The sequence below is a fragment of the Lysobacter claricitrinus genome, assembly GCF_045866565.1.
Classification (GTDB): Bacteria; Pseudomonadota; Gammaproteobacteria; order Xanthomonadales; family Xanthomonadaceae; genus Cognatilysobacter; species Cognatilysobacter claricitrinus.
The window spans coordinates 15685-30178 of record NZ_BAAFZV010000001.1 but is presented as its reverse complement, the minus strand read 5'-3'; the positions used below and the strand labels follow the sequence as shown (position 1 = coordinate 30178).

Below are 14494 nucleotides of genomic sequence, written 5' to 3'. Positions count from 1 at the left end.
GGCCTTTCCCGCCGCCCGCGCAGCGGGCGCCCTCCGACGCCGCCTGCATGCGGGCGCGACGTGCAGAAGCCCTCGCGATGAACCTGTCCGATCTCTCGATTCGCCGTCCCGTCTTCGCGACCGTGATGAGCCTGCTGCTCATCACGCTGGGCGTGATGGCGTTCAGCCGCCTCACGCTGCGCGAATTGCCGGCGATCGATCCGCCGGTGGTGTCGGTCGACGTCAGCTATGAAGGCGCATCGGCCAGCGTCGTCGAAACGCGCATCACGCAGGTGCTGGAAGACGCGCTGTCGGGCATCGAGGGCGTCGAGTCGATCGACTCGCGCAGCATCAACGGGCGCTCGTCGATCTCGATCGAATTCAAGCTGTCGCGCGACATGGAAGCGGCCGCCAACGACGTGCGCGACGCCGTGAGCCGCGTGCTCGACCGGCTGCCCGACGAAGCGGACGCGCCGCAGATCGCGAAGGTGGAAAGCGACGCCGATCCGATCATCTGGCTCAACATGAGCAGCAAGTCGATGAACACGCTGCAGCTGTCGGATTACGCCGACCGCTACATCGTCGATCGCCTCGCCGCGCTCGAAGGCGTGGCGCAGGTGCGCATCGGCGGCGAACAGCGTTATGCGATGCGCATCTGGCTCGATCGCGACGGCATGGCCGCGCGCGGCATCACGGTGAACGACATCGAGAGCGCGTTACGCGCAGAGAACGTCGAGCTCCCGGCCGGCCGCATCGAATCGCAGACGCGCGACTTCACCCTGCGCGTGGCGCGCAACTACCAGAAGCCCACCGACTTCGCGCAGATCCCGCTGAAGAAGGGCGACGACGGTTACGTGATCCGCCTCGGCGACGTCGCGCGTGTCGAACTCACATCCGCCGAGCGGCGCGCGTACTACCGCAGCAACGGCGAGAACAACATCGGCCTCGGCATCATCAAGACGTCGACCGCGAACAGTCTCGACGTCGCGCGCGCCGCGCGCGCCGCGGCCGACGACATCCGTCCGTCGCTGCCGCCGGGCACCGACATCTTCGTCGCGTTCGATACCACCACGTTCATCGACGCCGCGGTCGACCGCGTCTATCACACGCTCGCCGAGGCGATCATCCTCGTGCTCGTGGTGATCTGGCTGTTCCTCGGCAGCTTCCGCGCCGCGCTGATCCCCGCGGTGACCGTGCCGGTGTGCCTGATCGCGGCGTTCATTCCGCTGTATGCGTTCGGCTACTCGATCAACCTGCTGACGCTGCTCGCGCTGGTGTTGTGTATCGGTCTGGTGGTCGACGACGCGATCGTGGTGCTGGAGAACATCCAGCGTCGTTCCGATCTCGGCGAGCCGCGGCTCGTCGCCGCAGCGCGCGGCACCAAGCAGGTGGCGTTCGCGGTGATCGCGACGACCGCGGTGCTGGTGTCGGTGTTCCTGCCGATCGGCTTCATGCAGGGCAACACCGGCCGCCTGTTCCGCGAACTGTCGGTTGCGCTGGCCGGCGCCGTGGCGCTGTCGGCGTTCGTCGCGCTGACGCTGACGCCGATGATGTCGTCCAAGCTCGTGCGTCCGCACAACGAAGAGAAGGCGAATCCCGCGACACGCTGGGTGAACACGCGCTTGGAAGTGGTGAGCGCGCGTTACCAGCGCTTCCTCGACCGCAGCGTCGATCGCCCGTGGATGTTCGGTGCATTGATGCTGGTCGCGATGGCCGCGAGCTTCGTGCTGTTCAAGGTCGTGCCGTCGGAACTGGCGCCCGCTGAAGATCGCGGGTTCTTCCAGGTGATGATCACCGGCCCCGAAGGCGCGGGCTTCGACTACACGGTCGGGCAGGTGCAGCAGGTCGAGAAGATCATCGCCGCGCGCACCGGCGCGGGAAAAGACATCGCGCGCTACAACCCCCGCGTGCCGGGCGGTTTCGGCGGCAGCGAGGAAATGCATACCGGCCGCATCGCCGTGTTCCTGCAGGACTGGGACAAGCGCAAGGCCAGCACCGCGGACATCGCCGACGGCCTGAAGAAGGATTTCTCGAAGCTGCCGGGGGTCAAGGTCGCCACGCAGGTGAGTGGCGGCCTGGTGCGTACGCGCGGCCAGCCCGTGAACATCGTGCTCGGCGGCCCCGACTACGCGCAGCTGGTGAAGTGGCGTGACGCGCTGCAGGCGCGCATGGAGCAGAACCCCGGCTTCACCGGCGTCGACTCGGATTACAAGGAAACGCGTCCGCAGATGCACGTCGAGATCGATCGCGGTCGCGCGGCGGACCTCGGAATCAGCGTCACCGACATCGGCCACGCGCTGGAAACGATGATGGGCAGCAGTCGCGTCACCACGTTCGTGCAGAACGGCGAGGAATACGACGTCATCGTGCAGGCCGATCGGGTCGCGCGTGGGTCGCCGGCCGATCTCGAACAGATCCAGGTGCGTGCGCGCGACGGCTCGCTGGTGCCGCTGTCCAACCTCGTCACGCTGCGCGAAGTCGCCGAGCCCGGTAGCCTCAATCGCTTCAATCGCCTGCGCGCGATCACGCTCAGTGCCGGTCTTGCGCCGGGCTATCGCATGGGTGACGCGATCACTTTCCTGCAGCAGGCGACTCGCGAGGAATTGCCGGCCGAGGCGCAGATCGATTGGAAGGGGGAGTCGCGTGAATACCAGCAGGCCGGCGGCGCCGTCGTGCTGACGTTCGCGCTCGCGCTGCTCGTCGTCTTCCTCGTGCTAGCCGCGCAGTTCGAAAGCTTCATCCATCCGCTGGTGATCATGCTGACGGTGCCGCTGGGCGTGCTCGGCGCGCTGCTCGGCATCTGGATCACGCACGGCACGCTCAACCTGTTCAGCCAGATCGGCATCGTCATGCTGGTCGGCCTGGCGGCGAAGAACGGCATCCTGATCGTCGAGTTCGCCAACCAGTTGCGCGACGAAGGCCGCACGATCCACCAGGCCATCGTCGAAAGCGCGAGCGTGCGCCTGCGACCGATCCTGATGACGTCGATCGCGACCGTCGTCGGCGCGGTGCCGCTGGTGCTCGCCGGCGGCCCGGGTTCGGCAAGCCGCGCCGCGATCGGTGTCGTGGTGATCTTCGGCGTCTCGTTCTCCACGCTGCTCTCGCTGTTCGTGGTTCCCGCGTTCTACGTTCTGCTCGCCAAGTACACGCGCTCGCCTGAAGCGGTGACGCAAGAGCTGGCAGCTCTGGAGGCGAGTACGCCGCAGGCGGCGGATCACCACTGACTGAGACAGGACCATGCGCCCAAAGTGACCATCGCTGGCCGGTAGCACTTTCTTTTCCCGTTTTCGCCCGCTTATGATCGGTGTCACAAAAGCGTAGCCGCTGTCCCGACGTGGACGCGGCCGGTCGTTCGTCAGGGGGAAATTCGATGCAAGGTAGGAAGCTGGCCGCCCGGGCCGGAGCTGGGAAGTCGCGCGTCATCCGCATGGCACCGGTCGCATCGGCGATCCGACATGCGCTCGCCGCCTCGGTCGCCGCCGTCGCCCTCGCGGGCCCCGGCATGGCGTTCGCCGCCGCTCCGGTCGCCCCGTCGGCGGTCCATCGCGTCCCCATGGCCGCCGGCCAGCACTATCCGGTGCATGACCTCACGCTCGTCGCGCCAGCGCACTCGCTCGCCACCAGTGGCGCGGTGCCTCCGCCGCAGCCGGGCGACGTGATTGTCGACAACAGCACGCCGGTCACCTACGCCGCTGCCACGGGGTACACCGTTGGCGTGAGCGGTTACGCGTCGGGCGTCAACCTGCACGTCAGCAACACCGGCGACATCACGATCGACTCCGCAACGCCCGGCAGTGCGTCGATGGTCGGCATCGGCGGCCGCGCCGTCGGTGGCGGCGTCGCGATCACCAACGATGCAGCCATTGCGCTTGGCACGGCCCAGGAGGGTGACGGCGCGATCGGGATCTACGCTCTCGGCGACGCCGTCGGCGTCTACAACACCGGCGCCATCACCGGGCGTTCGACGAGCTCCGCGAGTGGCATCGACGCCACGGCGGCGGGCGCGGTCATCGTGACCAACAGCGGTGCGATCGACGTATCCAGCAGCGCCGCGATGGCCGCGTACGGGCCGGCCAGCGCGATCAACGTGAGCGGCGGCAACGGGCCGATCGACATCACCAACACCGGTGCGCTGGCCGCGTCCGGCACCACGTTCGCGCACGGCATCGCGGTGTATTCCGGCGCCGGCGACATCCACATCGACAACGGCGCGGCGATCAGCACGGACGGCAAGTACGCCGCATCGGGCATCGCGGCGAACTCGGTCGCCGGCGGCATCGACGTGGTCAACTCGCGCGACGTCGGCGTCATTTCCACGCTCGGCAATGCGACCGGCATCTACACGTCGACCGGCGGCGCGATCACGGTCAACAACAGCGGCCTGCTGGACGTCGAAGCGTTCAACGGAACGGCCGATGGCATCTTTGCCTCCGGCGACGACGTCGGCGTAGTGAATTCCGGGACCATTCTCGCGCGCGCCGATTCGTGGGCGGCCGGCATCGAAGCCCAAGCCATCAACGGCGTCAGCGTCGACAATAGCGGCAACGTGTACTCGCAGGCCGCCACGGGCCTCGCGTTCGGTGTGTATGCGAGCAGCGGCACCGGCCTTGCCACGGTCACGAATACCGGCGCGCTCTATGTGATGACGGGCGGCGGCTATGGCTCCGTCGCGACCGGTATCGGCGTGCAAGCCGGCACGGGCGGCGCGCGCGTCGACAACCGCGGCGACATCACCGCGACGGGTTATTACGCCAACGGCATCGACGTCCGCTCGGACGGCACCGCAAGTCTGACCAACTACGGCGCGCTGACGATCGGCGGGGTCTACAGCTCGATCGTCGCGACCGGCATCCACGCATCGACCGCGTACGACGCCGGCAACATCGATGTCTTCAACGCCGGCGATATCACCGTCGGTGCGGTGTACATCGCCACCGGCATCGAGGCGATCGCGACGGGCGCGGGCAGCACGGTGGGCGTCAGCAACGCAGGTGCGATCACGGTCAATACGCGTTCGCCGTACACCACGGCCACCGGCATCACCGCTTCCGGCGACGCGGCGACGCGCGTCGACAACGGCGCACGTGTGAGCGTGTATGGCTACGGCACGATCGACGGCATCGTCGCGACCTCCGCCACGGGCGCGGCAACGGTCGTGAACGCGGGCGACGTCCACACGGAGGCGTTGTCCAGCAGCGGCTATTACGTCACGTCGGGCCTGGTCGCTTCGTCGTCCGGCGGTACGGCGCATGTCGACAACGTCGGCAATGTCGTCGCGCTCGGCGGCTATTCGGCCAACGGCATCGACGTCAACGGTCAGTACGGCGCGAGCGTTTCGAACGACGGCGTCGTGCAGGCGAACGCGTTTCTGGCCTACAGCGTGGGCGCCCGCTCCGGCGCCGGTGATGTCGCCATCACCAACACCGCGAACGGAGGCATCGCTGCGTACGGCGGGCTCGCAATCGGCGTCTTCGGTCAGGCAGTGCAGGGCGATGTCGCGATCGACAACGCCGGGCAGATCCTGACCGTTGCCGGCCTGCTTCCGTCGGTGGGTGTGCTCGGCACCTCCACGTACGGCGACGTCAGCCTGGACAACAGCCTCGACATCACGTCCATTGGTTATGGCAGCGCATCGGGCTTGAGTGCGGAAGCGGTCCTGCTGACCGCCACCCACGGCGATATCCACGTCGACAACAGCGGATCGGTCTACGCGTACGGCGAGTACGGTGCGTACGGCGTGCGTACGCGCGCCACGGCCGGCAGCATCGGCATCGACAACACGCTGAACATCGAAGCCGTGGCCAACCATGGCGACGCGCTCGGCGTAAGCGCCCAGGCGAACGGGCCGGTCGACATCACGAGCAGCGGCGACATACAGGCGAAGTCCGCCGACGGCGTCGCCTCCGCGGTCTTTGCGCGTTCGAATGGCGCGGTCACCGTCAACAACAGCGGCTCCATTGGCGCGCAGTCCTACTACGGCGCGGCGGTTGGGCTCGACCTCGCCGCGACGACGATCGCAGTCACCAACAGCGGCCCCATCAACGCGACGGGCTACGCCGACGCGACCGGCATCGCCGCGGTTGGCGACGTCGTCAGCGTGGTCAGTGGTGGTGGCATCGACGTGAGTTCGGCCTACGCCACCGCCGATGGCATCTTCGCGTATGCAAACGATCTGAACGTCGTGAACACCGGCGCGATGCGCGTGTCGGGCTACTCGTGGTCGGCGGGCATCGAGGCACAGGCACTCAACGGCGTGACCGTCGACAACGGCGGCGACGTGAATTCGCAGGCCACGCATGGCGGCGCTTTCGGCATCTACGCGAGCAGCGGTACTGGGCTCGCGACGGTGACCAACAGCGGTGCGCTCGACGTCAGCGTCGGTGGCGGCTACGGCTCGTCGGCCACAGGCATCAGCGTGCACGCCGGTACCGGCGGTGCGTTGATCACCAACCACGGTGCGATCACCGCCAACGGCTACTACGCCAACGGCATCGACGTGCGCTCGGACGGCACGGCTGGGCTGACCAACGACGGCGCGCTGACCATCGGCGACATCGCGACGTCCGCGGTCGCGACCGGCATCCATGTGTCGACCAACTACGACGCGGGGAATATCGACCTCGTCAACGCCGGCGACGTCACGACCAACGCGTACTACATCGCCACCGGTATCGAGGCGATCGCCACCGGCGCGGGCAGCACGGTCGACCTGACCAATAGCGGCGCGGTCACGGTCAACTCGATGTCGCCGTACTTCGCGACCACCGGCATCCTGGGTGCAGGCGACGCGGCAACGAGCGTCGGCAACACCGCCGCCGTTGGCGTCTACGGCTACGGCACGGTCGATGGCGTGGTCGCGACGTCGGCTGCCGGTCTTGCGGCGGTGGTCAACGGCGGCGACGTGCGTGCCACCTCGTACGGTAATGGCTACTACGCGTCCGGACTCGTGGCGTCGTCGTCGGGTGGCACTGCACATGTCGACAACACCGGCACCGTGATTGCCAGTAGCGGCTACGGGGCAAACGCCATCGACGCGCGCGGTCAGTACGGCGCGAGCGTGTCGAACAATGGCTACGTCGGTGCGCAGGCGGCGTTCGCCTACGCGGTGAGCGCACAGTCGGGCGCCGGTGACGTCGTTATCTCGAACATGGCGAACGGCCTCGTCGACGCTTACGGCGCGATCGCGCTGGGCGTGTTCGGTCGCGCCGTGCAGGGCGATGTCGCAATCGACAATGCCGGTGGCATCTCGACGGCGGCGTACTACTTCCCCTCGGTCGGCGTGCGTGGCACCTCGACCTACGGGGACGTGCGCCTGACCAACAGCGGCGACATCACGTCGCTGGGTGTTGGCAGCGCGTCGGGCTTCAGCTCGGAAGCGGTCTTCCTCACTGCAACGAACGGCGACGTCCGGGTGGACAACACCGGGTCCATCGCCGGGGTCGGCATTTACGGCGCATACGGCGTGCGTACCCGTGCGACGGCCGGCGACGTTGGCATTTCGAATGCCGGCGACGTCTACGCACTGGGCAAGTACGGCGACGCGATCGGTGTGCTCGCACAGGGTGGTGGTGCGGTCGACGCCAGCAGCACGGGTCTGGTGCAGGCGACGTCCACCTACGGCGTCGCCACGGCAGTCGTGGCTCGCGCCACCGATGCAATCGCGCTCACAAACGGCGGCACGATCGGCGCGCAGTCCGACTACAGCGGCGCCATTGGTCTTGATCTCGCAGCCGCCAACGTGTCGGCCACCAACAGCGGCTCGATCACCGTTACCGGTTCCACCGGCGCGTACGGCATCGCCGCGACGGGCGACAGCGTTACCGTCAGCAGCAGTGGTGATATCAACGTCACTGGCGCGGACGCATACGGCGCCTACCTAAACGCGACGACGATGGCCTCGTTCGTGAATTCGGGCGCCGCCAACGTCAGCGGCGATTCCGCCGCCGGCGCGATCGCGCTGAGCGACACGAGTGCGAGCGCACGCAACACCGGAACGCTCATCGTGTCGGGCGCCACCCGCGCGGCCGGTCTCGGCGTGAATGGCAACGGCAACGGTCTGGCGATCAATGCCGGCAGCGTGCAGGTCGATTCGCAGGGCATGGCGCTCGGCCTTGTCGCCAACAACGGCGGCGACGCGACCGTTCGCAACAGCGGTGCGCTCACCGTCAATGGCGATGTCGTCGCCTTTGGCGTCAATGCGTTCGGCAACGGCAGCGCCACGGTGGCGACTGCTGGCGGCAGCATCACCGCCACGTCGGTCGCCGGCAATGCGTACGGCATCATGGCGGGCAGCAACGGCCTGCTCACGATCGACAACGCAGCGCCGATCGATGCCACGGCGTACAACATCGCCAACGGCATCCTCGTTCAAACCTATGCGAACGCGAGCGTGCTCAACCGTGGTGCGACCACGGCGACGTCGAACTACGGCGCGGCAACGGGCATCAATGCGATCGGCTACGGCACGTTGGCCATCGAGAACCGCTCGACGATCGATGCAGAGGGTTACGCGTCGGCGATCGGTGTGTCGATCGCGAACGGTCCGGGCGCGGTGTCGCTGCTCAACACCGGCACGATCTCCTCGACATCGCTCTATAACGAAGCGATCGGCGTCGAAGCAGGCGGATCCGGCAGCGTCGTCATCGACAACCGTGGCCTGATCACCGCGACCAACGACACCGCCGCCGTCGCGATCAGTTTTGACACGGCCGGCACGCTGCTCAACTCGGGCACGCTGTCGCCGGTGGCGGATGGTGATGCGGCCATCGCGGTGCGTGGCGATGCCGGCGTGCAGGACATCCGCAACAGCGGCGACATCACCGGCGCGGTAATCACCGGTGCCGGCGATGACCGGTTCGTCAACAACGCGGGCGGCACGTGGACGGTGTCGAACGCCTCGACCGACTTCGGCGACGGCAACGACAGCCTGGTGAACGCCGCGAACGGCAACCTGACGCTCGACGGCGGCGCGATCGCTTTCGGTGCGGGCGACGACACACTGACCAACGCGGCAGGCGGCACATTGCTGCTCAGCGGCGGATCGATCGATTTCGGCACGAGCACGGCGGGTAACGTGTTCGCGAACGCCGGCACGTTGCAGGTACTCGACACCGGGCTGATCGACATGGGCACGGCGAACGCCAAGTCGTTCACCAACAGCGGCCTGATCGACATGGCCAACGGCAGCGCGACCGACACCTTGACGCTGAAGGGCAACCTCGCGGGCTCGGGTCGCATCGCGGTGGATCTCGATCCGCAAGGCGGCACGGCCGACCACCTCGTCGTGAATGGCAACGTCGCGCCGAACACGGTGCAGACGGTCGACGTATCGTTCACGGGTCTTCCGGACGGCAGCCTCACGCCGACCGAGTTCGCTCGGGTGACGGGAGATTCCACCGCGGGTTCGTTCGTCGGCGGGCGCGTGATCGGCTATTCGCCGGCCGACTTCCTCGACCTGCAGGTCGGCGTGACCAGTTCGTTGTCGACCAGCAACGCCGCTGCCGATGTGTTCTACGTCGGTCTCGACGTCGCCGGCCTGAATACGTCGGGCGCGCTTGCCGCCACCGTCGCGCCCGCTGCGCACAGCCTCATGACCTCGCAGGTCGGCACATGGCGCCAGCGCATGGGCTTCGACCCGTCGCGCGACGAGGGTCGCGTCGGTCTTGGGCCCTGGGTACGCGCGTTCGGCGAACACGGTCGCATCGCACCGGAAAACGTCGGCGCGACCATGGGCTCGCAGGGCGACCTTCGCTTCGACCAGTCCACGCATGGCACCGAAGTCGGCTTCGACGCGCATGTCGGCGGCGGCGTGCATGTCGGCGTGCTCGTCGGCGAGGCCGATTCCAGCCAGAACCAGGTGGCGCGCACGGGTACGGACCACCTGCGCGGTGAAACGTCCGGCCTCTACGGCAGCTGGTTCGGCTCGAACGGCACCTATGTCGATGTGTCGTACCGCTGGAACAGCTTCACGGCCAAGATGGATTCGTCGGCTGGTCGTCAGACCACGCGTGGCGACGGCACGGCATGGAATGTCGAGGCCGGGTTCGGCGGACTGTCGTTCGCGGGTGTCAACGTCGTGCCGCAGGCGCAGTACACGCGCAGCACAGTCGACAACATCGACGCGATCGACGGCGCGACGGCGGTGTTTTCCGCCGACGGTGGCGATTCGAGCCGCGCGCGTCTCGGCGTCGAGTTCAACACCGTGCTTCACAGCGGTGCGGTGACGTGGACGCCGTACGGCGCGGTAAGCGCGGTTCGTGAGTTCGACGGCGAAACGTCGTACGACATCGACGGCGTCTTCCGTGGCACCACGAGCACCGAAGGCACCAGCGCCATGATCAACCTCGGCGTCGGTATGCAGATCCACGGCATCAGCCTGACGGGTGGCGTCGACTGGACCGACGGCGGCGCGCTGCGGGACTTCCTCGGCGGCCAGCTGATCATGCGCTACACCTGGTGATGCTTCGCGGCCGGCGGATTCGTCCGCCGGCCGAGCCTTTCGAGGCGCTGGCATACTCGATCGATGTTCGACTTCTGGAGTTTCACGTGGCGACCGAGAAAGGCGCGGACGCAACGCCGATCAACGAAAACAGCGAGCCCGCGGACTCGCAGGCGCGGCTCGACACCGTCGGTGCGGAAGCCCCGGCGGTGGGCGCAGCGGCCGTCAAGCCGCCGGTTGATCTGACCCAGCTCAAGGTCGACAAGAGCTGCTCGCGCGGCCTTGCAGGTTGGCTCGCGCAGAACCGCATGTCGCTGGCGATCTCGTCGTACCAGAGCGGTCGCTTGTACCTGGTGGGCAGCGATGCGCAGGGCCGGGTTTCGTTCTTCGAACGCATTTTCGAACGTGCGATGGGCGTCGTCGGCAACGCGCAGCGCATCTACCTGGGTGGCCTGTACCAGTTGTGGCGCTTCGAGAACGTGCTGCGGTCGAACGAGGTCATCCACGGCCAGTACGACAAGTGCTACGTGCCGCGCAACGCGCAGACCATCGGCGATCTCGACATCCACGAGCTCGGCATCCGAAGCGACGGCCGCGTCGTGTTCGTCAATACCAAATATTCCTGCCTTGCCGAGCTGAGCCCGACGCACAGCTTCAAGGCGATCTGGAAACCGGCGTTCATCAGCCGCCTCGCGCCGGAAGATCGTTGCCATCTGAATGGATTGGCGATGGTCGACGGCCGGCCGAAGTACGTGACCGCCGTATGCCGCAGCGACAGCGTCGACGGTTGGCGTGATCGCCGCCGCGATGGTGGCGTGGTGATCGATATCGAAACCGACGAGATCGTTTGCGAAGGCCTGTCGATGCCGCATTCGCCGCGCTGGGCGAACGGCAAATTGTGGGTATTGAACGCCGGCACCGGCCACCTCGGTTGGGTCGACTTCGAGAAGAAGGCGTTCGTGCCGCTAGCGTTCGTGCCGGGCTTCGCGCGCGGACTGTCGATCGCCGGCAATGTCGCCGCGGTCGGCCTGTCGAAGCCACGCAACCAGCGCTTCGAGGGGCTCGCTCTCGATGACGAACTGCGCAAGCGCGACGCGGATCCTTGGTGCGGCGTGCAGATCGTGTCGCTCACCAATGGCGACGTCCTGAACTGGATCCGCTTCGAAGGCGATGTCACCGAGCTGTTCGACATCAGCTTCCTGCCGGGTGTCCGCAATCCGATGATGATCGGGCTGCGCACCGCCGAGATCCGCGACCTCATCACTTTCGAATCCGCCATTCCCGGCGCGGAGCTCGCACCATGACGCGTTTCAGCATCGTCCTAGCAGTTGCACTGGTTTCTCCGGCGCTCGCCGTCGCCGCCACGTCCGCCCCCGCGCCCGCGCCCGCGGCGAAGGCGCCGACGACGCAGGTCGACGCGGTGTTCGCTGCATGGGATGCCGACCACAACGGCTCGCTCACCCGCGACGAATTCCGGCAGGGCTGGGCGCGGCTGCAGGCGCGCATGGAAACCGAGCAGCGCCTGCGCGCGCAGTTCCAGCATCTCGATGCGGACCATGACGGCAACATCGATGCAAAGGAATACGCCGGCGTGGCGCTCGCCAAGCAGCAGGGCGCCGCGGCGCCGCTGTCACGCTTCGACATGAACTACGACAAGCGCCTGAGCTTCGTGGAGTACATCGGCCTGGTGCAGGCGCTCGCGCCGCGCACGCCGGCGACGCCTGCGCCAGCGGCGGCGCCGAAGGGGCATTGATCGATGTCCGTCGACACGACCGCCGTCTGGAAGCAGGTAACGCCCGAGTTGCAGGCGGAGCTCGCCGACTTCTGGCTGCGCCACGGCGCGTTGCCCACGCGTGAGGCGGCGGAGCAGCGCGCGCTGCAGGCGGTCGCGATCGCGCGTGACGCCCACGGCGCGTTATGGGGCGTCTCCACGGCGACGCTGCGTGTCCTGCCGCGGTTGCGCCAGCACGTCTACTACTACCGCCAGTTCTTCGCCGAGAGCCACCGCGGGCAGCGGGCCACGCGCGGATTCGCGCTGGCGTCGCGACAGGTGCTCGCCGCGTACAACGCATCGCTGGAGCAGCCGGAGTCCGTGGGCGTCGTGCTGGAGTTCGAAAACCGCGAACTCGCGTCGCGCTACACGCGGGCGATCGAAGACGGTTTCGTCTTCATCGGCCATTCGCCGCGCGGCTTCGCGTTGCGCATCTCCTATTTCGACGACGCCCGGCTCATGCCGGTGGCGAGCGTTGTAACGCCGGTCCAGCGTCGCGCATGAAGATCGGCAACTTGATTTCGCTGTCGTCCGGGCCGCATCGCGGCTCATCCGTCGCGCCGCAGTCGACTCGGCCGGCACCATCGTTCCAGGGGAAATGACCATGCAGCATCCGCTCCGTTCGTTGACTGCCGCGATCGTCGCGGCGCTCGCAATTTCCGCCCCGGCCAGCGCGGGCACGCTCGGCGCCGGCACCCGCGCGGCCGTCGCGCAGCGCGCACTGGGCCTCGCGCAGGGTCCGATGGCGTCGACACTGCGTCGCGCCGACGCCGACGCATTCACCGCGGCGGACGCGACCGTCGACCGTCGCGGCACCGAGCACGTGCGCTTCGCGCGCACCTATCGCGGCCTGCCGGTGATCGGCGGTGACTTCGTCGTGCATTCGCGCAACGGACAGGCGATCGGCGTGAGCCAGACGCTCGCGACGACCGCGCGTCCCGGCATCCTGCCGCTGCTGACGCGCGATCGCGCCGTCGTCGAGGCGGGTGCGCATTTCGGTACCGGCTTCGTGGGCATGCCGGCCGCGCGCCTTGTCATCTACGCGCGCCGCGGCACGCCGGTGCTCGCGTATGAGGTGACGTTCTCGGGCAAGAAGGCGGACCAGACGCCGACCGACATGCATTACTTCGTCGACGCGCGCACCGCGGCCGTGCTCGACCAGTGGGACACGATCGAGACCGCGATCCAGGGTCCGGACGGCCCGCCGGCGTTGTGCGCGGGCGCGACCGCGAAGACCGGCACCGGCGTGACGTTCACCTCGGGCAGCGTCCCGCTCGCCACGATCCAGTGCGGCAACGGCAACTTCCAGCTGCGTGACACGACGCGCGGCGATGCGTTCGTTACCAACATGGGCACGCAGACGTTCGGCAACGGCACGCTCGTCGTCGACGCCGACAACATCTGGGGCAACGGCCTGAAGTCGAACGCGCAGACCGCGGCGGCCGACGTCGCGTACGGCGTTGCGATGACGTGGGACTACTACCAGAACGTGCACGGCCGCAACGGCATCGCCAACGACGGCGTCGGCGCGATGAGTCGCGTGCACTACGGCCGCAACTACAACAACGCGTTCTGGTCGGACAACTGCTTCTGCATGACGTATGGCGATGGCGACGGGATCTCGACGAACCCGCTGACCGTGCTCGACGTGTCGGGCCACGAGATGAGCCACGGCGTGACGAGCCACACGGCCGACCTCGTCTATTCGGGCGAATCGGGCGGCCTGAACGAGGCGACGTCGGACATCTTCGGCACGATGGTCGAGTTCTACGCCAACAATCCGACCGATCGCCCGGACTACCTGATCGGCGAGAAGACGTACGCGATCAATCCGACCGGCCTCAAGGCACTGCGCTACATGTTCAAGCCCAGCCTGGATGGCGGTTCGCGTGACTGCTACGCGTCGAACATCGGCAGCATCGACGTGCACTACAGCTCCGGTGTCGCCAACCACTTCTTCTACCTGCTCGCCGAAGGCGCGGTGGTGCCAGCCGGTTTCGGTGCGGGTACGACGTACAACCTGACGCCGGCGTCGCTGGTGTGCAACGGCAACACCGGGCTGGTCGGCGTCGGACGCGATGCCGCGCAGAAGATCTGGTACACCGCGCTGACGACGTACATGACGTCCACCACCAACTACGCCGGCGCACGCGCAGCGACCCTGAGCGCGGCCACCGATCTGTACGGCGCCGGTTCGCCGCAGTACAACGCGGTCGCCGCCGCGTGGAGTGCGGTCAGCGTGAACTGATAGCTGCTTCAAAGCTGCTCGTAACGTGCCCGCCTTCATGGCGGGCACGTTCGTTTTA

At 67.4% G+C, this 14494-nt stretch carries 6 protein-coding genes; all 6 read left to right on the top strand.

Annotated features, from left to right (window positions below):
* The first annotated feature begins 77 nt into the window (after positions 1-77).
* Entirely contained in the window at positions 78-3203 is a 3126-nt protein-coding gene (locus ACKTTN_RS00095) for an efflux RND transporter permease subunit (protein WP_407907845.1), read from the top strand.
* 203 nt (positions 3204-3406) lie between these two features.
* Positions 3407-10438: a hypothetical protein gene (locus tag ACKTTN_RS00090; protein WP_407907844.1), complete on the top strand. Its 7032-nt coding sequence runs from the start codon at positions 3407-3409 to the stop codon at positions 10436-10438.
* An 86-nt stretch (positions 10439-10524) separates the two neighbouring features.
* Positions 10525-11721, top strand: a complete 1197-nt coding sequence (locus ACKTTN_RS00085; RefSeq protein ID WP_407907843.1) for a TIGR03032 family protein — start codon at positions 10525-10527, stop codon at positions 11719-11721.
* Positions 11718-12170: an EF-hand domain-containing protein gene (locus ACKTTN_RS00080; RefSeq protein WP_407907842.1), complete on the top strand. Its 453-nt coding sequence runs from the start codon at positions 11718-11720 to the stop codon at positions 12168-12170. Before ACKTTN_RS00085 ends, ACKTTN_RS00080 begins: the two co-directional genes overlap by 4 nt.
* 3 nt (positions 12171-12173) lie before the next feature.
* Positions 12174-12692 carry a hypothetical protein gene (locus ACKTTN_RS00075; protein WP_407907841.1) on the top strand — a complete coding sequence of 173 codons (519 nt, stop codon included), beginning with the start codon at positions 12174-12176 and terminating at the stop codon, positions 12690-12692.
* 100 nt (positions 12693-12792) lie between these two features.
* On the top strand, positions 12793-14436 hold the full coding sequence (locus tag ACKTTN_RS00070) for a M4 family metallopeptidase (RefSeq protein ID WP_407907840.1): 1644 nt from the start codon (positions 12793-12795) through the stop codon (positions 14434-14436).
* Positions 14437-14494 lie beyond the last annotated feature (58 nt).

Coding starts and splice junctions, on each gene's coding strand:
- ACKTTN_RS00095 (WP_407907845.1), top strand. CDS start 78: ATGAACCTGTCCGATCTCTCGATTCGCCGTCCCGTCTTCGCGACCGTG.
- ACKTTN_RS00090 (WP_407907844.1), top strand. CDS start 3,407: ATGGCACCGGTCGCATCGGCGATCCGACATGCGCTCGCCGCCTCGGTC.
- ACKTTN_RS00080 (WP_407907842.1), top strand. CDS start 11,718: ATGACGCGTTTCAGCATCGTCCTAGCAGTTGCACTGGTTTCTCCGGCG.
- ACKTTN_RS00075 (WP_407907841.1), top strand. CDS start 12,174: ATGTCCGTCGACACGACCGCCGTCTGGAAGCAGGTAACGCCCGAGTTG.
- ACKTTN_RS00070 (WP_407907840.1), top strand. CDS start 12,793: ATGCAGCATCCGCTCCGTTCGTTGACTGCCGCGATCGTCGCGGCGCTC.